Genomic DNA, 21,840 nt, shown 5'->3' with positions numbered 1-21,840 from the left:
GTCAGTCCGTCAGCGCCGAACCGGAGTAGCCGCAGCGGTGCCCGCGGGTTCGGGGTAGCCGCCGATCAGGTTCCATTCGTCGGGGGTCGCGACCATGGTGACCAGGATCGGCCGCCCGCCGGTGTCGAGTGCGATGTCCTGTGGCGTGCGCGGATTCTGACGCAGCGCGACGGTGGCGCCGTCGGCGGGTTCGTCGAGGCCCGGTGCGACGACGATCATCCGCGTGGTGTCGGGCTGTGGGGAAGGTGGCGCCACACCGTCGACGATGACCAGGCCCGGGCCGGGGCGCGCCGGGGGGCGGTCGCCCGAGAGCGACAGCGCGCTCGGATCGCCCACGGCGGTGACCACCGGGGTCCACCGGTGCGGGCGGTCGGTGTGCACGCGCACCGCGGCACCGACCGCCACTGCGCGGAGAGCGATCTGGGCCACGACGTGAATGCCCGCGGCGACCGAGACCGTGGAGATACCGGGTCCGACGAGCCGGGTGGCGACCGCGCGGCCGGCGTGATCGGCGCCGATGAGCTGGCCGCAACCGCCTGCCGGGATACGCGCCGAGGCGAGGAACGCCTCCGCCTCCGAACCCGTGAGTGCGGGTACGGCCCGGTCGAGCCGGGTCGGCGTCGAGATGGGGAGACTCGCTGCGAGAGCGTCGAACTGGCGGCCGTCGAGGGGGATCAGACCCGCGGGCCATCCACCGAGTGCGCGCCTCGCGGCGGGGAACTCGTTGACGCGGACGATCCCGGACACCTCGACCGTCGTGCGATCGCCGCGACGCCTGCCCTCGGTGACTCGTGGGCACAACTTCACGGTGACGGTCGTCGAGACCGCGGAGTTGACCCAGATGCCGCGCAGCACGTCGGTCAGGGCGGCCGGTTCGACGGCGGCGCTGCGCATCCGCAGACCGGCGACGCCGACCGAGTCGCGTTCCTCGGCGAGCGAGTCGAGGCTCGCGCCCTCGATGAGCTGCGCCGTGATGGCGGTGATCTGTGCCGCCGACAGGATGGTCGTCGACAAGCCGTGTTCGGCGAGCCTCTTGGCGACGCGGCGGGTGGTCACCGTCGCGGTGCGCAGTGCACCGGTCGCGCCGCCCCCGCGGCGGGCGACGGCGTCGGCGCAGTCGAGGGGATTGAGCCGGAGGACGACCAACACTGACCGTTGGGCCGTCGCCGACAGCGGGCCGAGGGTGCGGTCGTAGGTGTCCGGCGCGATGCCCGAACCCCACACGCGCACACCGTGACTGATGACCTCGATGGAGCTGAGCCGGATGTCGTAGGGACTGATGCACTCGGCCAGGACGCCGAGGGGCACCACCTGGCCCGATTCGTCGCCGAGTTCGCTGTGGCCCGGGGTCAGGTAGGTGACGGCCGGGCTGCCCGGGTCCACCCGGACGACGGTGACCAGGGTGTCGCCGACCCACCTCGCGCCGATGGTCGTCGGAGCCGATGTCCGCCGTGCGGTGGCGTGGGTGCTGGGGGCGGGCAGCGGTATGTCGAACGGGGCCGGGGCGAGATCGCCGTGGTCGCGGCGCATCCGCGACCACGAGAACGACAGATTCGCCACGATTCGGCCGAACACCGACGGCCGGCCGCCGACCCGCACCAGACCTGCGGAGACGACCGCGGCCACGCCGAGTGCGGTTGCACCCCAGACGCTGCCGGACACCACCCAGACGACGAGTCCGAGTGCCAGCACCGCCTCGATCACGACGAGTGTGGGCAGTGCCATCCCACGTCTGTTCCGCTCCACGGTTGCGACCCCCTCGATCACCGCTGCCGACTGCCGCGTGCCGTCCACCGAGAGTGTGCACAAGCGGTGGAGCCCCACACGTCAGGGGCATGTTTGTCGGCTAGGCTACTACCGCGCGGCAGGGGGTATGCCGCAGGAGATCACAACCCGCTCGCCGCCGGAGAAGGTCCGACGCCGCGGCCCGGGTGCGGACAGGGGGAGCCGTGGCACGTCAGCTGACGACCAAAGCCCAGGTCAACGGCTACCGTTTCCTGATCAAGAGGCTCGAGCACGCGCTGGTACGACGCGATGTCCGGATGTTGCACGATCCCATGCGTTCACAGTTGCAGGCGCTCGTGGTCGGGACCGTCCTCGGCTTGTTGGTCCTCGGCGGGTGCGGAATCTGGGGCCTGATCCGGCCGCAGGGGTCCGTCGGCGACGCCACGATCATCGTCAGCAAGAACAGCGGCAGCACCTACGTCCTGATCGAGGACACCCTGCATCCCGTCCTCAACCTGGCCTCGGCACGGCTGGTGACGGGTAGCTCGGAGTCGCCGACCTCGGTCGGGGACAACAAGCTCAAGCCGTACCCGCGCGGACCCCTGTTGGGCATCCCGGGTGCGCCGGCGGCACTGCCGAAGTCGTCACACCCGGACTCCTCCACCTGGACGGTCTGCGATTCGTCGACCGTGTCGGAGGCGCCGGTCGAGTCGATCGAGCAGACCGTCATCGCCGAGACGCCGCGTCTGGGTGACGCGATCGGGACGGCGAACCCCGCCGACGCCGTGCTCGTCGACGGCGGGGACCAGACCTTCCTGGTGTATCAGCTGTTCCGGGACGGTGTCTGGAGTCCGGTCCGTGCCGCTGTCGACACCGAGAGCGCGCCCGTCATGCGGGCTCTCGGTCTCGAGGGGGCCACGCCCCGGCAGATGTCCACCGGCCTGCTCAACACCTTCCCACTGGTCGATCCGCTTGCCGTGCCGGAGATCTCGGGCGCCGGCCGGCCCGGGGCAGTCGACGGCGCGAGCGTCGGCAGTGTCGTCAAGTCGGTCGGTGTCGACGACACGACGTCCTATCACCTGGTCCTGCGCGACGGGGTGCAGGAGATCAGCGCCCCGACCGCCGAACTCATGCGGCTGGCCGACTCCGACGCAGCGCCGGTGACGACCGTCGCCCCGGGGCAGCTCGCCGCGCTGAGAACCGTGGAGTCGGAACCCGTCTCGGACTTTCCCGAAGTCGCGCCGACGCTGCTGGACGTGAGCGGCGATCCGACGCTGTGCCGCACCTGGACCCGCGGGACGGGGGAGCCCCGCGCACAGACGACGTTGCTCGCGGGGCGCGAACTGCCGCTCGCGTCGGACGCGGTGCCGGTCCGGCTGACGTCGTCCGATGGTGCCGGACCGAACCTCGACGCGGTCTACATGCCGCCGGGCTCGGGTGAGTATCTGCAGGTGACCGGCAACGAGGCGGACAGCTCGCGTACCGAATCGCTGTTCTATGTCAACGATTCGGGTGTGCGGTTCGGCGTACCGGACTTCGAGACCGGCGGCATCCTCGGGCTCGGGGATTCACCGTCCCGCGCGCCGTGGTCGGTGGTGTCGCTGCTGGCGCCCGGGCCGACCCTCTCGCGCGAGAACGCCCTCGTCGCGCACGACGGCCTGGAGACCGCACGACTCGACGCCGGCGCGGAGCACACCGAAGGACCCTCGACCGGCGGATGATCGACGGCGCTCCCGCCGCGGCCCTACGTGAGCGGGCCGCCGACGATGTTGCCGACGATCCCGCGGATGACGTTGGTGCCGTCCTCGGATCGCAGTTCCTCGTACCAGGCCGCGGTCGCCTCCGGGTCCTTGCCGTGCGTGACGTCGCAGCGCTTGCGTGCGCGGAGCACGAGGTCGGCGGCCCGTTCGGTGCGTGACGCCTCATAGGTCGTGAGGGCCGCGTGCAGGTCGTCGGGGTGATCACGGAAGGCGAACTGCAGGGCGATCGCATCTTCCATCGCCGAACAACCACCCTGCCCGATGTCGGGGGTGGTGTTGTGTGCGGCGTCGCCGAGTAGTGCTACATGTCCCCGGACCCAGGTGTGGAACGGATCGATGTCGAGGATCTCGACGCGGTTGGTGGTCGCGGGATCCAGTGTCTCGATGAGCTTCTGGACGCCGGGCGCCCATCCGGCGAACTCCTCGGCGAGCACCTCGCGTGCGGTTCCACGTTCGAACGGAACCCCTTCGGGCATGGTCACGTCGAAGAAGAAGTAGAACCGGTTGCCCGCCACCGGCATCACCGATACCCGACGCGAATCGCCCACGTAGGTGGTCCATTCGGTGGCCGGTCCGATGTCCTCGTCGATCGGGACGAGTCCGTTGAAGTTCACGTACCCCGCGTAACGACGCTCGACCGCGTGACCGAGCACATGGTCGCGGGCAAGCGATCTCGCACCGTCGGCGGCGATGACGACATCACCCTGGGCAGTGGTGCCGTCGGCGAATTCGACAGTGGCGCCGTCCGGACCGTCGTGGACGGCGACCATCTTCTTGCCGAACCGGATCTCGTCGTGGCCGAAGGCGTTCATGAGCATGAGCTGGAGTTCGGCGCGTGCGATCGGGTAAGGACGTTGCCCGACCTCGTCGATGAGCGGTGCCATGCTGAAGCGGCACATCGTCTCTCCGGTGAATGCGTCGATGTAGCTCATCGAATCGACGATGCCGCCCAGCGCGGCGGTCTCGGCTTCGAGGCCGAGGTGGTTCAGGCACTTGACCCCGTTGGACCACACCGAGATCGCCGCGCCGACGGGGCGGTTCTCGGTGACCTGCTCGTATATCTCGACCTCGTGCCCGAGCTGTCGCAACGCGATGCCCGCCGAGGTCCCGCCCATACCGGCGCCGATGATCACAGCTTTCACAGGAACCCAGGCTAGGTGTCCGCGAGCCGCGGCGCGCGGCGAGTACGCCGGACACCTCGCCGCCTGACCGCCGCCGCGAGGAAGTCGTGACCGGGATGGACCGACGGGTCAGGACCGGTCGTGTCCGGTGACGAGCGCGGTGACCATGTCCTGCCACTGATGGGTGATCGTCTCGAGGTCGAGCCCGACGTCCACCAACAGGTAGCGGACCGAACTCGCCGAGAGCGGCGCCTGGACAGTGAGGGCCAGGAAATCCAGCGCGCCGTCGAAACCCAACTGGCGCAACAGGATCTGCACATGCTGGGTGGACGTTCGGGCCACCGGGTGACTCATGAAGTCCTCGGCGCCGGCACCGGCCTCCAGCAGGATGTCGAGGTGGTCGGCGGTGAGCTTGAGGCGAGCGCGACCGTAGGCGAGGAGTCGGTCGAGCGGGGGAGCGCCGGGACCCAGCGGCTCCGGACCGGACAGATACGCCTGCTGGATCTCGGACTCGCTGTGGTCGAGGAGAGCGAGCATGAGCCCGGTCCGGCTGCCGAAGCGCCGGAACACTGTGCCCTTGCCCACACCCGCTTCGCGGGCAACCGCCTCCATCGTCACCGCGGCCGCACCGTGGTGATCGATGAGGTTCTTGGCGGCAGCCAGCAACAGACGCCGGTTACGTGCGGCGTCGGCACGTTCGGTCCCCGAAGAATTGAGAGAGATGTGGAGAGGGGAGTGGTCGGGCCCGTTTGGCACGTGATGAGCGTAACCCTTGACCAGATGCGGAATGAATCGGACCCTGGTCCGGTTAGAGCATGTCGTAGACAAGGTCACGTGGACTTTCACGGACCTCTGTGCCATCGAGAGGAATCACATGTCGGAACGAGTCGTCGAACTGGTCGCGCTGGTCGGAAGCCTGCGTACGGCCTCGGTCAACCGCCAGCTCGCCCACCTGGCCGCGGACAATGCGCCGTCGGGAGTCTCCATCACGGTCGTCGACAATCTCGGCTCGCTGCCGTTCTACAGCGAGGACATCGACATCGAGGAGCAGCTCGACCCAGCCGTGGCGAACCTGCGCCAGGTCGTCGGCGCCGCCGACGGCGTGCTGATCGCAACCCCCGAGTACAACGGCACCATCCCCGCCGCACTCAAGAACGCCATCGACTGGTTGTCTCGGCCCTACGGCACCGGCGCGCTCACGGGCAAGCCCGTCGCGGTGCTGAGCGCGGCCCTCGGCCAGTACGGCGGCGCGTGGACCCGTGAGGACACCCGTAAGTCGGTCGGCATCGCCGGCGGTCGCGCGATCGCGGAAGCCGACCTCGGTCTGCAGCTCGCGGCACTGCCCGAGGCCGGCCTGGATTCTCCGGAGGTCGTCGAGAAGGTCGTCGCGTCCGTCACCCGGCTCGTCGACGAGGTCGCTGTCAGCGCCTGACCCCACACCGACGTCCCGACGCCGCGCCCGGCCCTTGCCCGGCGCGGCGTCGTCGTGTCCGGGGGTGCCGGCGTCGGGCCGCGAGTGCGACCGGGGGCGGATGTGGATGGTCGGTGGACATGTTGTGGACCGCCTCGGGACAGCCTGTGAACGACACGCCGGACACGCGGAGGACACGCGGGGGATTTGTGATCGTGCACCGCTCCGACCTGCATGTCTTCCATCAATGTTATTCACAAGCCCTTGTGGTGACCAGAAATGTCAGCCACTAGGTGTAGTGTTTGAGCTACCAGTCAGGCAGACGACGAGAAGCAGTTCGACTCCTCGGAGAAAGCCACCACGATGGTGATCCAGGTCACCATCTTCACGCTGGGAAACCGCACGTCACTGGCGATTCCTACGACCCGAGGAGTACCTCCGAATGTCTATCACCGTCTACACGAAGCCGGCCTGCGTCCAGTGCAATGCCACCTACAAGGCCCTCGACAAGCAGGGTCTGTCCTATGAGATCGTCGACATCAGCGAAGATGCCGAGGCGCGTGACTACGTGATGGCGCTCGGCTACCTGCAGGCACCCGTCGTGGTCGCCGGTGACGCGCACTGGTCGGGCTTCCGTCCCGACCGCATCAAGGCACTCGCCACCGCCGCTGCCTGATCTGCCGTCACCATCACGGTGACATCGCCCGCCCGACCGGCGGTGCAGAGGCGATCCGACGGGGAAGCCGGATCACATCGCATCGCGAGGTCATCGAGGAAATGGTCACGCCGCTCACGGCGTTGACACCGACAGTGCCGGGCCGGACACGGCCGGCGAGATCACGAGAACTACCGGCTGGAGGAGACATGGCGGCAGAATCGCCGTTGATCGTGTATTTCTCCTCCGTCTCGGAGAACACCCACCGGTTCGTCGAGAAACTGGACATGCGCGCCGTGCGCATCCCGGTCCTCGATCGGACCGGTGTTTTCCGTGTCGACGAGCCGTATGTCCTGGTCTGCCCGACCTACGGCGGGGGCAAGGCGACGGGGCAACCCGGCGGCTACGTTCCCAAGCAGGTCATCCGCTTCCTCAACGACGAACACAATCGATCATCGATCAGAGGGGTGATCGCGGCGGGTAACACGAACTTCGGCGAGGAGTTCTGTTATGCCGGCGACGTCATCGCACGCAAATGCGGCGTTCCCTATCTCTACCGATTCGAATTGATGGGCACCTCCGACGATGTCGACCGCGTCCGCGCGGGACTCGCCGAGTTCGCCCAGAGTCCGGCGTTCGCGGCGAGCGTGTCGCTCAGCGCCTCGCCCGCCTGATTTGGCGCTTCGCGCCTTCCAAGGCCTGTCGTACCCCATCGATACTCTGCCTTCACCGGCCCACTACCCGCAGGAGTCATCTGTCGTGTCGCCCACCGCCGCCGTCTCGGACACCACTTCAGCCAGCAAGTCGGGTGTGCACCCCGGGCCCTCGGGACACGACCCGGGCGAGCTCGACTACCACGCTCTCAATGCGATGCTCAACCTGTACGACGCCGAGGGCAAGATCCAGTTCGACAAGGATCGCGAAGCCGCGAACCAGTACTTCCTGCAGCACGTCAACCAGAACACGGTCTTCTTCCACGATCTCGACGAGAAGCTCGACTACCTCGTCGAGGAGAACTACTACGAGCCCGAGGTCCTCGCGAAGTACGACCGCGAGTTCGTCAAGAGCCTCTTCGGGCACGCCTACAGCAAGAAGTTCCGTTTCCCGACCTTCCTCGGGGCGTTCAAGTACTACACGAGCTACACGCTCAAGACGTTCGACGGCAAGCGGTACCTGGAGCGTTTCGAGGATCGCGTGTGCATGGTGGCGCTGACCCTAGCCGACGGCGACACGGCCCTCGCCCGCAACCTCACCGACGAGATCATCGAGGGCCGGTTCCAGCCGGCGACGCCGACCTTCCTCAACTCCGGCAAGAAGCAGCGCGGCGAACCCGTCTCGTGCTTCCTGCTGCGTATCGAGGACAACATGGAGTCGATCGGCCGGTCGATCAACTCGGCCCTGCAGCTCTCCAAGCGCGGCGGCGGAGTTGCCTTGCTGCTCAGTAACATCCGTGAGCACGGTGCGCCGATCAAGAAGATCGAGAACCAGAGTTCGGGTGTCATCCCGATCATGAAGCTGCTCGAGGACTCCTTCTCCTACGCCAACCAGCTCGGTGCCCGGCAGGGCGCGGGCGCGGTGTACCTGCACGCACACCACCCCGACATCTACCGCTTCCTCGACACCAAGCGCGAGAACGCGGACGAGAAGATCCGTATCAAGACCCTGTCGCTCGGTGTGGTCATCCCGGACATCACGTTCGAGCTGGCCAAGGCCAACGACGACATGTACCTGTTCAGTCCGTACGACGTCGAACGTGTCTACGGCGTACCGTTCGCGGACGTCAACGTGACGGACAAGTACCACGAGATGGTCGAGGACCGTCGCATCCGCAAGACCAAGATCAAGGCGCGCGAGTTCTTCCAGACCCTCGCCGAGCTGCAGTTCGAGTCGGGATACCCGTACATCATGTTCGAGGACACGGTGAACCGGGCCAACCCGATCGACGGCAAGATCACCCACTCCAACCTGTGCTCGGAGATCCTGCAGGTGTCGACGCCGTCGACCTTCAACGACGATCTGTCGTATGCCGAAGTGGGCAAGGACATCTCGTGCAACCTGGGTTCGCTGAACATCGCCAAGACGATGGATTCGCCCGACATCGGCCAGACCATCGAGACCGCGATCCGCGGCCTCACCGCGGTGAGCGACCAGACCACGATCACGTCGGTGCCCTCAATCGAGCACGGCAACAACCAGTCTCACGCCATCGGCCTGGGGCAGATGAACCTGCACGGATACCTGGCGCGTGAGCGGGTCTTCTACGGCAGCGAAGAAGGCATCGACTTCACGAACATCTACTTCTACACGGTGCTCTATCACGCGCTGCGCGCGTCGAACCGGATCGCCGCCGAGCGCGGCCGGGCGTTCACCGGCTTCGAGAAGTCGAAGTACGCGAGCGGTGAGTTCTTCGACAAGTACACCGAGAAGGTGTGGGAGCCGGCGACCCAGAAGGTGCGAGACCTGTTCGGGCAGGCCGGGATCGCCATCCCGACCCAGGACGACTGGCGTGAGCTGAAGGCCGCCGTCCAGCGTGACGGCATCTACAACCAGAACCTGCAGGCCGTCCCGCCGACCGGTTCGATCAGCTACATCAATCACTCGACCAGTTCGATCCACCCGGTCGCCGCCAAGATCGAGATCCGCAAGGAAGGCAAGATCGGCCGCGTCTACTACCCGGCGCCGTACATGACGAACGACAACCTGGAGTACTACCAGGACGCGTACGAGATCGGGTACGAGAAGATCATCGACACCTATGCCGCGGCCACGCAGCATGTCGACCAGGGCCTCAGCCTGACGCTCTTCTTCAAGGACACCGCCACCACGCGCGACGTCAACAAGGCGCAGATCTACGCATGGCGCAAGGGCATCAAGACGCTCTACTACATCCGCCTGCGCCAGATCGCGCTCGAGGGGACCGAGGTGGAAAATTGCGTCAGCTGCATGTTGTGACCTGTTGAGTGTGAACCATTGCATACGAACAGGGTTCCGGCCACAGGCGGCGTGATCTACGGGGTTCGGTTGCGGGCCGCGTATGACTATCGCTACATCGGGCTCACCACAAAAACTGGGCAGCAGCGGCTGCGGCAACACTTCAAAGTCGCGGCGGCCGGAAGAAAGACACCGTTCTATGACTGGCTCCGATTGCAAGATCGCGACAACGTTTTGGCGGACGAGTTGCAGTTCGTCGAAGGACTCAACGAGTTGGGGGAGGCCGAGATCGCTTGGATCGCCTACCTCAAGCGCGACGGCCAACCGCTGCTGAACCTGGCAGAGGGCGGATTGGGTCCTACCGGGGTGGTTTGGACCGGGGAGATGCGAGAAGCGGCTCGGGTTCGTTCCACTGGACGGAAGGGGCTGAGCCGGTTTGCGGATGACAATCCGTTCTATGGTCTCAAGCACTCCGACGAACAGCGTGAGAAGTGGTCGGTCCAGCGCAGAGGCTCTATCACCGGAGAAGCAAATCCGAACTTCGGGAAGTTCGGACCTGCTCACCCCAGCTACGGGCGCGTCATGTCGGAGGAAGCTCGCGCTCGACTGTCGGAGCAACGAAAAGGCGAGGGAAATCCGAACTTCGGGCGGCGCGCGAGCGAGGAGACACGCCGCAAGATGTCCGACGCTCAGAGGGGGCGTCCAAAGCCCTCGAGCAAACGGAATGCCCACACCAGGCACCACACGAACAAAGGCGTGTTCAAGAGCACGTGTCAGTACTGCATCGACGATGTAGCCAAACCCGATGAGTGAAGAAAGCGACATCTGCCATGTCTGAGAAGCTTAAGCTGGTCAGCCGGGTCTCGGCGATCAACTGGAACCGCGTGCCCGACGAGAAGGATGCCGAGGTGTGGGATCGCCTCACCGGCAACTTCTGGTTGCCCGAGAAGGTGCCGGTGTCCAACGACATCCCGTCGTGGGGCACGCTCACCGAATACGAGAAGCAGCTCACCATGCGGGTGTTCACCGGTCTCACCCTGCTCGACACCATCCAGGGCACGGTCGGCGCGGTGTCGCTGATCCCGGACGCCACCACTCCGCACGAGGAGGCGGTGCTCACCAACATCGCCTTCATGGAGTCGGTGCACGCCAAGAGCTACAGCTCGATCTTCTCGACACTGTGCTCCACCAAGGAGATCGACGAGGCGTTCCGCTGGTCGGAGGAGAACGAGCAGCTGCAGCGCAAGGCGCAGATCGTCATGGACTACTACCGTGGCGACGACCCGCTGAAGCGCAAGGTCGCCTCGACGCTGCTCGAGTCGTTCCTGTTCTACTCCGGCTTCTACCTGCCGATGTACTGGTCGAGCCGCGCGAAGCTCACCAACACCGCCGACCTGATCCGCCTCATCATCCGCGACGAAGCGGTGCACGGGTACTACATCGGCTACAAGTATCAGCGCGGACTCGAGGTCGAGACCCCGGAGCGTCGTCAGGAGCTCAAGGACTACACCTTCGAGTTGCTGTTCGAGCTCTACGACAACGAGAGTGACTACACCGAGGCTCTGTACGACGAGGTCGGGCTGAGCGAGGACGTCAAGAAGTTCCTGCGCTACAACGCGAACAAGGCCCTGATGAATCTGGGCTACGAGGCGATGTTCCCGCGCGACGAGACCGACGTGAACCCGGCGATCCTGTCGGCGCTGTCGCCCAACGCCGACGAGAACCACGACTTCTTCTCCGGGTCGGGCAGTTCCTACGTCATCGGCAAGGCCGTCAACACCGAGGACGAGGACTGGGACTTCTAGTCTCGCTACGAATCGCCGGCGGTGAGGCGGTCGTAGAGATCGCCGAGCTCGTCGATCGCCTCGGCGATGTCGGCGGGCGCGACACCGGTGGCGCGCAACGCCGCCCGTAGTTCGCCGCCGTCGAGCGCGGTCAGCGGGTTCATCCGCGACGGCGACGGCAGCGGAGGCAACGTCGAGGCGGTGCCGTAGTAGTCGTCGACTTGCAACGACTCCGCGGACTGGGCGTCGTCCGCGGTCCGTGATACCGGTGGGCGAGAATCGATCTCGGCCAGCAGTGCTCGCAGGTCGGTGCCCATCACGGTCAGCAGGGTCAACGGGGTGCGGTCGATCTCGGCTGCCACCTCGTAGCAGGTGACGAGAGCATGGATGCACCGCGGCGCCTCGTCGGGGCACGTGCAGTCGGTCTCGACGTCGGCGGACTCCGTAGGCACCAGCAGCTCACCCAGCGCCGGCGGCTGTTCGCCGCGGGTGAGCAGCATGAGTTCATCGACAGCGTTGCGCTCGCGGAGAAGGTTCGCAAGTGTCGGTGTGTCGACGGTGCGGGTGGTCAGGATGACGTCGAACGGCTCGAGCTGGGTGCCCTCCACCGAGGCGGTCACCCGGCCGGCGCCGATCCGCAGGCCGCGCAGATGCCGATCGCGGAAATACCTGCGCGCCTTGGTGATACGCCGGCTGTCCGCGACCGATTCGCCGTCGGCGCCGCGTCCCTCGACGACATCGACGAAGGCGCGTGACCATGAGGTGAGGCCATAGCCGCGGACCGCGATCGTGCCACGCTCACCGCGTCGCTGCGTGCCCTTCTTGCGCACCGTCATTCGCTGACCGCCTCGTCGCGCAGCCGGATGAGTTCGAAGAGTTCGTCGTCGGCGAGGTCGGACACCCAGTTCTCGCCGGCCGCGACCGTCAGCCGGGACAGCTCACGTTTCTTGGCGATCATGTCGTCGATGCGCTCCTCGATGGTGCCGACACAGACGAACCGATGCACCGACACCTTCTGGTCCTGGCCGATCCGGTAGGCGCGGTCGGTGGCCTGGTCCTCGACGGCCGGGTTCCACCACCGATCGACGTGGATGACGTTGTTGGCCGCGGTCAGGTTGAGCCCGGTGCCGCCGGCTTTCAGCGTCGCCAGCAGGACCGGCGGCCCGTCGTCGGACTGGAAGTCGGCGACCAGGCGGTCGCGCTCGGTGCGACCCAGACCGCCGTGCAGAAGCGGGATCTCGCTGCCGAACTCCGCGGACAACCACGACGACAGCATGTCGCCGAAGGCGGCGAACTGGGTGAAGACCAATGCGCGGTCGCCCTCCTCGGCGACGGTGGAGACGATGTCGGCCAGCAGTTCGACCTTGCCGGAGCGGTGTTCGCCGTCGCGGACGAGGTCGGTGCCGTCGGCCAGATAGTGCGCGGGGTGATTGCACACCTGCTTGAGGCGGGTCAGTGCGGCCAGCACGTTGCGGCGTCGTAGTGTGCGCTGCTGCTTGTCGCGCAGTGCCGCCATCAGTTCGTCGATCACCGCGCGGTACAGCGCCGCCTGCTCGACGGTGAGGTTGGCCCGGACGGCGAAGTCCGCCTTCTCCGGGAGGTCGGCGGCGATCGCCGGATCAGTCTTCTCGCGGCGCAGGATGAACGGCCGGGTGATCGCGGACAACCGTCGGAGGGCGGCCGGGTCACGATCCCGTTCGATCGGTTCGGCGTAGCGTGCACGGAACACCGACGCGGAGCCGAGTAGTCCAGGGTTGACCAGGTCGATGACGGCGCGGAGATCCTCCAGGCGGTTCTCGACCGGGGTGCCGGTGAGAGCGAGGCGATGGTCGGCGGGGACCGTCCGAACCGCCTTGGCCGCAATGGTGTTCACGTTCTTGAGGTGCTGGGCCTCGTCGACCACGATCCGATGCCAGGGTCGCGAGGACAGCAACTCGTGGTCGCGCGCCGCGATCGCGAAGGTGGTGACCACGATGTCGACGGACTCGCGGATGCCCGCGAACGCCGCCCCGGACTCGCGGGACGGCCCGTGGTGGATCGCCACACGGAGCGCGGGCGCGAACCGGGCGAACTCCCGCGCCCAGTTGCCGACCAGGGACATCGGGCAGACGACGAGCGTCGGCTTCCGACGATCATCGGCAGGCGACGCGGACGGATCGCTGCGCTCGTGGCATTCCAGAGCGATGACCTGCAGGGTCTTGCCCAGGCCCATGTCGTCGGCCAGCACGCCGCCCACACCGAGAGTCGACAGATGGGCGAGCCAGTCCAGGCCGCGCTGCTGGTAGGGACGCAGGGTGGCGGTCAACCCCGTCGGTGGCGCGACGGATGCAGGTCGAAGGACGCCGGTGTCGGCGACGTCGTCGAGCCAGGAGAGGCCTTCGACTCGTGACACCGGTACGGGTAGACGGTCCGACTCGCCTGTGACGAGATTGAACAGCTCGCCGAAGTCGCTCGGCGGTTCGGCCGCGGCCAGCGCGCGCTGGGTGGCGACGAACGTGGCTGCCCGGGTCAGCGCGGCGCCCTCGGCGCGCATCCACACCCCGCGCACGCGGACCAGATCGCCTTTCTGGCCGGACAATTCGTCGAGGTCGGCATCGGTGAGCGTGATCGCGTCGGGGGTGTCGCCGAGGGCTAGACGCCACTCGAATTCCCGGATCTCCCGCAGGCCGACCATCGCCGCCGGTGCGCCGCCGCCGGGCGGGGCGAGCGCGCGCAAGGTCAGACTCGGACGGACCTCGGCGATCGTCCTCGGCAACAGAACCGGGATGCCGACGGCGCCGAGCGCCGCCGCGCCCGTGGCGAACAGTTCTTCCGCGATCGCGGTCGGCAGCAGGAAGTCGAGGGAACCCCGATCGGGGTCGGCGCGGCCCAGTTCGGGGAATTCGCGGACTGCCGTGGCCAACTCGGTCGTCAGTTCGTCGAGTTCGTGGGCGTCGAGGCGGTGCGGCGCGACGGGTTCGACCTGTCCGTCGATGCTCCGACGACAGACCTGCAGTCGCCACCGCGAGGTCTCGGCCACCTCGGCGCGGCTCGGCGGGTCGACCGTGTCGTCGTCCCATGCGTCGGCCCACGGAACGTCGGCGAGGTCGTCGTACTCGGGTTCGTGCAGCCGGAAGATGAGCGAGCGATCGTCGCGCGGAGCGCCGGCGTTCCACCGCGACCAGCCACCCGCGGCGGCGGCGAGCCGTTCGGGGGAGCTGGGCGGGCGGGGATCGGCGTCGGGGAGCAGTGCCCGCACGATGGGTGACGCGGGCCGTGGTTCGCCGAGGCGGACGGCGGAACGCGCGATGGCGGAACGGCATTCGTGGTCGACGAGTTCGGCGAGGAAGTCGTCCAGGGCGGGTGCGGACCCGTTGTGCAGCAGCGCATCCGGCGCGCTTCCCACGACGACGGCATGCCAGCTGCGCCACGTCGGCGTCGCGACGACGACCCAGCGCACCATCCACTCGCCGGCCACCTGCTGGACCGACGGCGCCACGGTGCCCGACCGCACGAAGGCCCGCACACCGTCGAGGAGATATCGATACCAGCGGACATCGCCGGTCACCGCGATGGATCGCGACGCGTCGAGGAGCGTGATCGCCGACGTCATGCCCAACGTCGCGGCGCGGACGAAACGTCGGTGGCCGTCGGCGTCGACGACGGGGATCTCGCTGCGGAAGCGACGGCCGTCGAGTAGGTCGCGAAGGGGCGCGGCGAGATCGGACGGGTCCCCGTCGACCCACACCGCCAGGCCGACGCCCGGTCGCCACAGGGCGTGCAGGGGCTCGGCGGGGCTGGGCTTCGGGGCAGAGTCGGTGGCAGGCTGCCCGCTGGACGGCGCATCATGTGGCATGGAGGATCGTCGGCCAGTTTAGCGACGGGCTCCGACACCAGTCGTCGACGGCGGACGGTGCGCGAGACCACCGACAGTGGTTTGCCCGCTCGGGGAGCCGGGTATCGACGATCGTCGCCCGGCAGACCGGCCGGAAGATCGTAGGAGGTACCGATGGGACAGTCCGAGAGCTCCGCGACCTCGGGGGACAGGGATACCGGCAAGGGTCCGGACACCGAAGTCGAGAAGGATCCGCCCGGCCCGCAGGACCACGGACGCGAGGGTGGGATGGCCACCCGCGAGAACGCCCCCGAAGCGGTCCAGCGCTCCGAGGGCGGCGACTCGTAGGAGGGTTGAGTTACCCGGGTCAGGACACCTGGGTCAGGACACCTCGCGCAGGAGTCCGGTCGCGACGTCGAAGACGAACCCGCGCAACGACGTGGTCTTCGTGACGAACGGGCTGTTCTGGATCCGGGTGATCGATTGGCGGACGTCCTCGTCGAGATCGGCGAACGCCTCCGCCGACCACGCGGGCTTCTGCCCGATCTCGTCCTGGATCTGGCGCTTGAAGTCGTCGTCGGTGAACGTCAGCATGCCGCAGTCGGTGTGGTGGATGAGGATGATCTCGGTGGTGCCGAGCAGTCGCTGACTGATGGCCAGGGAGCGGATCTCGTCGTCGGTCACCACCCCGCCGGCGTTGCGGATCACGTGGGCCTCGCCCTCGTTCAATCCGAGGATGCGGTAGACGTCGAGCCGGGCGTCCATACAGGCCACCACCGCGACGTGCTTGGCCGGCGGCAGGGGCAACGGCCCGGTGAAGGTCTTGGCGTATTCGGCGTTGTTCGCGAGGTATTCGTCGGTGACACTCATGCGCCGATCCTGATGTGTCGACGTCGCCCCGGCGAGGGTTTGGACGTCGGTGATCGGAAGTGACCGAAACGGCACCCGGCAGATGTAGTGCATCGTTGCGCCTGGGGCAACGATGTGCGACACCTGCCGATCGGAGACCGTCAGGAGTTGCCGTCGAGTGAGCCCTTGACGTCGTTGAGGACCAGCCAGGCGGCGGCGAGTCCCGAGGACTCGTACCAGACGTCGTCGTCGACGGCGAGCACACGTTTCCACACGGGTGCGCCCAGGCTGAGCCATTCGTCGCTGAGCAGGACCTCTTCCCCGTGGGCGAGGCCCTCCTCGCCCTCGAAGCTCACATAGATGAGGTCGGCGTCGGCGTCGCGGAGGTCGTCGTCGGTGAGGGCGAAGGAGTCGGGCACGCGCTGCGGGCCGGGCCGCTGGACGCCGATGTCCCCGAGCACCTGGCCGGCGAAGGTGTTCATCCCGGCGATGGTCTCGGAGTCGTCGCCGAAGCGCACCAGCGACACCTGGGTGTGCGAGGCGTCCATCCGCCGGCCGGTCTTGGTGGCCTCGGTCGTGTACTCGGCGAGGCGTGTCCGACCCGACCCGCTGCGGTTCACGGCGTCGGCGACGGCTTGGAACTGCTCTTGCCAGGTGCCGTCGGTCGGGACGGTGACGGTGCGGACACCGGGGAACGCGCGGGCGGAGTCCGCGGTGTCGGCGGTGGTGAGGACGAGTCCGGCGTCGGCGTCGGCGACCGCCGCGGCGTCGGGCATCGGTCCGATGGCCGGGACCGAGGTCAGCTGGGGACCGAGATACTCGGGCACGGAACCGGGCTCGGCAGCCACCGCGACGACCTCGGGGCCGAGCCCGAGGGCGCACAGCGCGTCGAGAACAGCGGGGTCGGTCACGACGATGCGTTCGACGTCGGCCTCATCCGGATCCGGCGCGGTGGGTGCGAGGCAGGTCTTCGCGTAATCACGGTCGGCCGAGACGATGTTCACCTCCGCCACCCGTGTCGTCACGGTGGAGATGGGGGAGCCGTCCGGAGTCGTCAGCGGCTCCTCGCCCGAACAGGCGGCCAGCGCGACCACGGTCAACCCGATCGTGGTCGCCAGGCCAATGCGTCGGACGAGTGAGCACCGGGTCTCGCCGGTGGCTGCCTCGACACTTCTGGCGGCCTCGTTCGCGACCGTGACCCTCCGTTGCACCCGCCCAACCTAGCACCGGTCCCGAGACACCCGGCGTAGGCTCGGATGCGCACTCCCGGGCGCCGGACGCCGGTGATCGGAGGGGTGCTCCGAGAGCCTGGCGCGTCGTCGAAGAAACCGCCGATGAGCACTGCCGATCCGGTGGCTCCGACATCGAATACGACAGATCGTAGGACCCGCTCGGCCCGGGCACCGGTGAGGGTTTAGGATCAGTAACCAGCGCTCGGTTTGTTCATGTGCCGACCGACGGCCGAAGGGGTTCGGCGTCGGGTTCGGGCAAGAGGAGGATCTGTGACCGCGGTAGACCAACCCACCACGCAAGTGGCTCCAGTGCGTCCGTTCCCGGAGCGCTATCAGCCCAAGGGTTCGTTCATCTACAAGCTGCTGACGACGACCGATCACAAGTTGATCGGCATGATGTACATCACCGCCTGCTTCGCGTTCTTCCTCATCGGCGGCCTCATGGCCCTGCTGATGCGTGGCGAGCTCGCGATGCCGGGCATGCAGTTCCTGTCCACCGAGCAGTTCAACCAGCTCTTCACGATGCACGGCACCGTGATGCTGCTGATGTACGCGACGCCGATCGTGATCGGCTTCGCCAACTTCGTGTTGCCGCTGCAGATCGGTTCGCCCGACGTCGCCTTCCCGCGACTCAACGCACTCGGCTTCTGGCTGTTCGTCTTCGGTTCGACCATCGCCGTCGCCGGCTTCATCACGCCCGGTGGCGCCGCCGACTTCGGCTGGACCGCGTACACGCCGCTGACCGACGCCGTGCACAGCCCCGGCATCGGCGCCGACCTGTGGATCATGGGTCTGGCCGTCTCGGGTCTCGGCACCATCCTCGGTGGCGTCAACATGGTCACCACCGTGATCTGTCTCCGCGCACCCGGCATGACGATGTTCCGCATGCCGATCTTCACCTGGAACATCCTGGTGACCAGCGTGCTGATCCTCCTCATCTTCCCGCTGCTGACCGCGGCGCTGATGGGTCTCGAGGTCGACCGCCAGTTCGGTGCCCACATCTACGACCCGGCCAACGGCGGCGTCATCCTGTGGCAGCACCTGTTCTGGTTCTTCGGACATCCCGAGGTGTACGTCATCGCCCTGCCGTTCTTCGGCATCGTGTCCGAGGTCTTCCCGGTCTTCTCGCGGAAGCCGATCTTCGGCTACTCCGGTCTGATCTACGCCACGCTCGCCATCGCCGCCCTGTCGGCCGCGGTGTGGGCCCACCACATGTACGTCACCGGCGCCGTGCTGCTCCCGTTCTTCGCCTTCATGACGTTCCTGATCGCGGTGCCCACCGGCGTGAAGTTCTTCAACTGGATCGGAACGATGTGGCGCGGTCACATCACGTTCGAATCCCCGATGCTGTTCTCGGTCGGCTTCATCGTGACGTTCCTCTTCGGTGGTCTGACCGGTGTGCTGCTCGCGAGCCCGCCGCTGGACTTCCACCTGTCCGACAGCTACTTCGTCGTCGCGCACTTCCACTACGTGCTCTTCGGCACCATCGTGTTCGCCACCTACGCCGGCATCTACTTCTGGTTCCCGAAGATGACCGGGCGCATGCTCGACGAGCGACTCGGCAAGATCCACTTCTGGCTGACGTTCATCGGCTTCCACATGACCTTCCTGGTGCAGCACTGGCTGGGCAACGAGGGCATGCCGCGTCGCTACGCCGACTACCTCCCGTCGGACGGCTTCACGACGCTGAACATGATCTCGACCGTGGGCGCGTTCATCCTCGGCCTGTCGACCCTGCCGTTCCTGTGGAACGTCTTCCGCAGCTACCGCTACGGCGAGGTCGTGACCGTCGACGACCCGTGGGGCTTCGGCAACTCGCTCGAGTGGGCCACCTCCTGCCCGCCGCCGCGCCACAACTTCACCGAGCTGCCCCGCATCCGGTCGGAGCGACCGGCGTTCGAGCTGCACTACCCGCACATGATCGACCGCATGCGTGCCGAGGCACACGTCGGCCCGGGTCACGCCGCGGGCAAGGACCGTCAGATGGAAGAGGCTCGTCGCGAGCCGTTCACCGTGGGAACGCACGAGGGATCCCCGGATCCCGACCCGCGCTGACCCGGTGAGCAAGGACTCGACAGCCAGTTCCGGTACGACCGTCCTGGTCACTGTCACCGGTCCCGACCGGCCAGGTGTCACCTCTGTTCTCATGGGTGCCCTGGCCGGTCAGGCCGTTGCACTGCTCGACGTCGAGCAGGTGGTCATCCGCGGACAGCTGACCCTCGGCGTGCTGGTGTCCTCCACCGGCGACCCCGAGGCGCTGCAGGAAGTCGTCGAACAGGCGATGGCGTCCATCGGTTTCGACGTCCGGGTGGAGATCGGGGTCGATCCCGGTAGCCGTTCGCCGTCGTCGCATGCCGTCGTCATCCTCGGCAGCCCGGTCACCGCCACCGCGTTCAGCGCCGTCGCGGCGAAACTGGCGAGCCAGGGCGGCAACATCGACTCGATCCGCGGAATCGCCGACTACCCGCTCACCGGCCTCGAACTCATGGTCAGCGTTGCCGGCCGGGGTGGTGTCGCCGCCGACGCCGCCCTCCGCAAAGGCCTCGCCGAGGTTGCTGCGAAGCATTCGGTCGACATCGCCGTGGAGCGCGGCGGACTCGCTCGGCGCGCCAAGCGCCTGATCGTCTTCGACGTCGACTCGACCCTCATCCAGGGCGAGGTGATCGAGATGCTCGCCGCGCACGCGGGCCGCGAAGCCGAGGTCGCCGCGGTGACCGAGGCGGCGATGCGAGGTGAACTCGATTTCGCGCAGTCCCTTCACGAACGCGTCAAGGCCCTGGCCGGACTCGACGCGAGTGTTCTCGACGATGTCGCCAAGTCACTCGAACTGACCCCCGGTGCTCGGACGACGATCCGTACGCTGCACCGCCTCGGATTCCACTGCGGTCTCGTGTCCGGCGGTTTCCGTCAGGTCATCGACGGACTCGCGCACGAACTCGAACTCGACTTCGTCCGGGCCAACACCCTGGAGATCGTCGACGGGAAACTGACCGGCCGGGTCGTCGGCGAGGTCGTCGACCGGATGGGCAAGGCGCACGCGCTGCGGTCGTTCGCCGATCAGGTCGGGGTGCCGATGGAGCAGACGATCGCGGTGGGCGACGGCGCCAACGACATCGACATGCTCAGCGTCGCCGGGCTGGGAATCGCCTTCAACGCGAAGCCGGCGCTGCGCGAGGTCGCCGACGCCACGCTGAATCACCCGTTTCTCGACGGGGTCCTGTTCATCCTGGGCGTCTCCCGCGACGAGATCGAGGCGGCCGACGCCGCCGACGGCGTCTATCGCCGGGTACCCCTGGGCTGACCTCGCACCGCTCCATGGGATCCGAGCGCACGGTCTCTCCGCAGGTCGATCCGGAAGCGATCGTGGCCGATCATCGGCGGCTGGTCGCCTACGTCGGAGGCGGTGACGACCCGTCTGACCCCGCCGACGTCCTGGCGATGGCGATGGTGCTCCGGATCGAGAAGAACGATCCGCCCGACCGCACCGAACTGCTGACCGCGGCAGCGCGAGCGGTGGCGTTACTGTGCCTCGACGAACGAAGTGCGGGCGACGGTCCGTGGTCGGCGGCGATGGACGCCTGGTGCGACGCACGAATCCGGAAGATCGCCCGGCGCGCGCGTGGCGCGCAATGGGCTGCCGCGCAGGAGGTCTGGGGTGTGACCGCGACCGAGGGCGGGGCGTCGGCACGGGCGTTCGTGCCCGGCCGCGTCGGTGACCTCGACCGGCGTGTGGCGAAGCTGCAGATCGGTGGGACCGAGGTCGAGGGAGAGCTGCCCGAGCAGCCGCCGGTCTCGGGCGTCGTGCTGTGGACCAATCCCGACCTGCCGATGACTGTCGGCAAACTGGCCGCGCAGGTCGGTCACGCGTCGATGCTGGCGGCCAAGCTCCTCTCCGCGGACGACGCGATCGAGTGGCGTCGGGACGACTGCCCGCTCGCGGTCCGTCAGGCCACGCCCGGGCGGTGGCGAGAACTGCTCTCCGCCGATGCCGCCGGGAGGGCGGTGGCCGTTCGAGACGCCGGGTTCACCGAGATCGCGCCCGGTTCGGTGACCGTCATCGCCGAGGTCATCCGGGCCCAGGAGGACACGTGAGCGCTGCGGTACCGCCGGAATGGGTGAAAGCTCTTGATCTGCAACCCCATCCGGAAGGCGGCTGGTTCCGGGAGACGTGGCGGAGCGACGTCGTCGTGCCGTCGGCGTCGCTTGCCGACGGCTATACCGGCGACCGTGCCGCCGGCACGGCGATCTACTTCGTCCTCATGCCGGGCGACGAGTCGGCGTGGCACACGGTACGCGGCGCCGAACTGTGGCTGCACCATCGAGGAGCGCCGGTCGAACTCGATCTCGGCGGGGACGCCGATGTCCCCGGTGACCCGACGACAGTTCTCGTCGGACCCGACATCGAGGCCGGTCACCGACCCCAGGCGCTCGTGCCGCCGGGCGTGTGGCAGCGTGCACGGCCCGCCGGGGACGAGCCGTCACTAGTCAGCTGTATCGTCGTGCCCGGGTTCGACTTCGAGGACTTCCGGCTGGCCTGACGGTCTGCCCTCGGATCTCG

General features: G+C 67.4%; 19 protein-coding genes. 12 read left to right on the top strand and 7 right to left on the bottom strand.

Annotated features, from left to right (window positions below; translation table 11 throughout):
- Nucleotides 1-9: 9 nt before the first annotated feature.
- Entirely contained in the window at nt 10-1,725 is a 1,716-nt protein-coding gene (gene eccE / locus GR168_RS15895) for a type VII secretion protein EccE (RefSeq protein WP_238994913.1), read from the bottom strand.
- A 224-nt stretch (nt 1,726-1,949) separates the two neighbouring features.
- Between eccE and eccB the strand changes: the two genes are divergently transcribed.
- Nucleotides 1,950-3,446 (top strand): type VII secretion protein EccB, encoded by a 1,497-nt coding sequence (gene eccB, locus GR168_RS15890; protein WP_159371172.1) that lies wholly within the window; start codon nt 1,950-1,952, stop codon nt 3,444-3,446.
- Between the two features lie 23 nt (nt 3,447-3,469).
- On the opposite strand, the gene hpxO is transcribed toward eccB, so the two are convergent.
- Together hpxO and GR168_RS15880 are read right to left on the bottom strand one after the other, a co-directional pair.
- Nucleotides 3,470-4,627 carry an FAD-dependent urate hydroxylase HpxO gene (hpxO, locus tag GR168_RS15885; RefSeq protein ID WP_159371171.1) on the bottom strand — a complete coding sequence of 386 codons (1,158 nt, stop codon included), beginning with the start codon at nt 4,625-4,627 and terminating at the stop codon, nt 3,470-3,472.
- A 108-nt stretch (nt 4,628-4,735) separates the two neighbouring features.
- On the bottom strand, nt 4,736-5,362 hold the full coding sequence (locus GR168_RS15880; protein WP_065632656.1) for a TetR/AcrR family transcriptional regulator: 627 nt from the start codon (nt 5,360-5,362) through the stop codon (nt 4,736-4,738).
- 118 nt (nt 5,363-5,480) lie between these two features.
- Between GR168_RS15880 and GR168_RS15875 the strand changes: the two genes are divergently transcribed.
- The 6 genes from GR168_RS15875 to nrdF all read left to right on the top strand — a co-directional run bounded on the left by GR168_RS15875 (nt 5,481) and on the right by nrdF (nt 11,408).
- Nucleotides 5,481-6,038, top strand: coding sequence for an NAD(P)H-dependent oxidoreductase (locus GR168_RS15875; protein WP_078112944.1), 558 nt, complete (start codon nt 5,481-5,483; stop codon nt 6,036-6,038).
- 421 nt (nt 6,039-6,459) lie between these two features.
- A complete protein-coding gene (locus tag GR168_RS15870) occupies nt 6,460-6,693 on the top strand; it encodes a redoxin NrdH (protein WP_004019249.1) in 234 nt (77 codons plus the stop codon).
- A gap of 188 nt (nt 6,694-6,881) precedes the next feature.
- Complete coding sequence (gene nrdI, locus GR168_RS15865) at nt 6,882-7,346, top strand: class Ib ribonucleoside-diphosphate reductase assembly flavoprotein NrdI (RefSeq protein ID WP_159371170.1); 465 nt, start codon at nt 6,882-6,884, stop codon at nt 7,344-7,346.
- Between the two features lie 85 nt (nt 7,347-7,431).
- A complete protein-coding gene (gene nrdE, locus GR168_RS15860; protein ID WP_065632658.1) occupies nt 7,432-9,624 on the top strand; it encodes a class 1b ribonucleoside-diphosphate reductase subunit alpha in 2,193 nt (730 codons plus the stop codon).
- A gap of 51 nt (nt 9,625-9,675) precedes the next feature.
- Complete coding sequence (locus tag GR168_RS15855) at nt 9,676-10,416, top strand: NUMOD3 domain-containing DNA-binding protein (protein ID WP_238994912.1); 741 nt, start codon at nt 9,676-9,678, stop codon at nt 10,414-10,416.
- A 17-nt stretch (nt 10,417-10,433) separates the two neighbouring features.
- Nucleotides 10,434-11,408 (top strand): class 1b ribonucleoside-diphosphate reductase subunit beta, encoded by a 975-nt coding sequence (gene nrdF, locus GR168_RS15850; RefSeq protein WP_065632743.1) that lies wholly within the window; start codon nt 10,434-10,436, stop codon nt 11,406-11,408.
- 5 nt (nt 11,409-11,413) lie between these two features.
- Here the strand turns inward: nrdF and GR168_RS15845 are convergent, their stop codons facing one another.
- Together GR168_RS15845 and GR168_RS15840 are read right to left on the bottom strand one after the other, a co-directional pair.
- Nucleotides 11,414-12,223, bottom strand: coding sequence for a hypothetical protein (locus GR168_RS15845; RefSeq protein ID WP_159371168.1), 810 nt, complete (start codon nt 12,221-12,223; stop codon nt 11,414-11,416).
- Nucleotides 12,220-15,222 carry a DEAD/DEAH box helicase gene (locus GR168_RS15840; protein ID WP_238994911.1) on the bottom strand — a complete coding sequence of 1,001 codons (3,003 nt, stop codon included), beginning with the start codon at nt 15,220-15,222 and terminating at the stop codon, nt 12,220-12,222. Before GR168_RS15840 ends, GR168_RS15845 begins: the two co-directional genes overlap by 4 nt.
- Before the next feature lie 153 nt (nt 15,223-15,375).
- On the opposite strand from GR168_RS15840, the gene GR168_RS23755 reads away from it, so the two are divergent.
- Entirely contained in the window at nt 15,376-15,549 is a 174-nt protein-coding gene (locus GR168_RS23755) for a hypothetical protein (protein WP_091344398.1), read from the top strand.
- A gap of 33 nt (nt 15,550-15,582) precedes the next feature.
- Here the strand turns inward: GR168_RS23755 and GR168_RS15835 are convergent, their stop codons facing one another.
- Both GR168_RS15835 and GR168_RS15830 read right to left on the bottom strand, forming a co-directional pair.
- Nucleotides 15,583-16,071 carry a carbonic anhydrase gene (locus GR168_RS15835; RefSeq protein ID WP_065632744.1) on the bottom strand — a complete coding sequence of 163 codons (489 nt, stop codon included), beginning with the start codon at nt 16,069-16,071 and terminating at the stop codon, nt 15,583-15,585.
- A 140-nt stretch (nt 16,072-16,211) separates the two neighbouring features.
- Nucleotides 16,212-17,261 carry an ABC transporter substrate-binding protein gene (locus GR168_RS15830; RefSeq protein WP_159371167.1) on the bottom strand — a complete coding sequence of 350 codons (1,050 nt, stop codon included), beginning with the start codon at nt 17,259-17,261 and terminating at the stop codon, nt 16,212-16,214.
- A gap of 291 nt (nt 17,262-17,552) precedes the next feature.
- Here GR168_RS15830 and ctaD point away from each other — a divergent pair, with 291 nt between their 5' ends.
- Genes ctaD through GR168_RS15810 form a run of 4 tightly spaced genes read left to right on the top strand, consistent with a single transcriptional unit; the run spans nt 17,553 to nt 21,820 of the window.
- Nucleotides 17,553-19,337: a cytochrome c oxidase subunit I gene (gene ctaD, locus GR168_RS15825; RefSeq protein WP_065632663.1), complete on the top strand. Its 1,785-nt coding sequence runs from the start codon at nt 17,553-17,555 to the stop codon at nt 19,335-19,337.
- A gap of 4 nt (nt 19,338-19,341) precedes the next feature.
- Nucleotides 19,342-20,583 (top strand): phosphoserine phosphatase SerB, encoded by a 1,242-nt coding sequence (serB, locus tag GR168_RS15820; protein ID WP_068970709.1) that lies wholly within the window; start codon nt 19,342-19,344, stop codon nt 20,581-20,583.
- Nucleotides 20,584-20,597: 14 nt separating this feature from the next.
- The gene (locus tag GR168_RS15815) at nt 20,598-21,374 is read left to right on the top strand and encodes a peptidyl-tRNA hydrolase (protein ID WP_159371166.1); all 777 of its coding nucleotides are present in this window, start codon (nt 20,598-20,600) and stop codon (nt 21,372-21,374) included.
- Nucleotides 21,371-21,820 (top strand): cupin domain-containing protein, encoded by a 450-nt coding sequence (locus tag GR168_RS15810; protein WP_137809019.1) that lies wholly within the window; start codon nt 21,371-21,373, stop codon nt 21,818-21,820. The genes GR168_RS15815 and GR168_RS15810 overlap by 4 nt, the downstream gene beginning before the upstream one ends.
- Nucleotides 21,821-21,840: the final 20 nt, after the last annotated feature.

This window comes from Gordonia sp. JH63, assembly GCF_009856645.1.
In the GTDB taxonomy this organism is placed as follows: domain Bacteria; phylum Actinomycetota; class Actinomycetes; order Mycobacteriales; family Mycobacteriaceae; genus Gordonia; species Gordonia hongkongensis.
The sequence above is the reverse complement of the archived record's forward strand: the minus strand, read 5'-3'. Positions and strand labels throughout refer to the sequence as shown.

What these genes read in the sequence shown, in the direction of transcription:
- eccE (WP_238994913.1), bottom strand. Translation starts at nt 1,725, where the DNA reads ATGGCACTGCCCACACTCGTCGTGATCGAGGCGGTGCTGGCACTCGGA.
- GR168_RS15875 (WP_078112944.1), top strand. Translation starts at nt 5,481, where the DNA reads ATGTCGGAACGAGTCGTCGAACTGGTCGCGCTGGTCGGAAGCCTGCGT.
- GR168_RS15870 (WP_004019249.1), top strand. Translation starts at nt 6,460, where the DNA reads ATGTCTATCACCGTCTACACGAAGCCGGCCTGCGTCCAGTGCAATGCC.
- nrdI (WP_159371170.1), top strand. Translation starts at nt 6,882, where the DNA reads ATGGCGGCAGAATCGCCGTTGATCGTGTATTTCTCCTCCGTCTCGGAG.
- nrdF (WP_065632743.1), top strand. Translation starts at nt 10,434, where the DNA reads ATGTCTGAGAAGCTTAAGCTGGTCAGCCGGGTCTCGGCGATCAACTGG.
- GR168_RS15845 (WP_159371168.1), bottom strand. Translation starts at nt 12,223, where the DNA reads ATGACGGTGCGCAAGAAGGGCACGCAGCGACGCGGTGAGCGTGGCACG.
- GR168_RS15840 (WP_238994911.1), bottom strand. Translation starts at nt 15,222, where the DNA reads ATGCCACATGATGCGCCGTCCAGCGGGCAGCCTGCCACCGACTCTGCC.
- GR168_RS23755 (WP_091344398.1), top strand. Translation starts at nt 15,376, where the DNA reads ATGGGACAGTCCGAGAGCTCCGCGACCTCGGGGGACAGGGATACCGGC.
- GR168_RS15835 (WP_065632744.1), bottom strand. Translation starts at nt 16,071, where the DNA reads ATGAGTGTCACCGACGAATACCTCGCGAACAACGCCGAATACGCCAAG.
- GR168_RS15815 (WP_159371166.1), top strand. Translation starts at nt 20,598, where the DNA reads ATGGGATCCGAGCGCACGGTCTCTCCGCAGGTCGATCCGGAAGCGATC.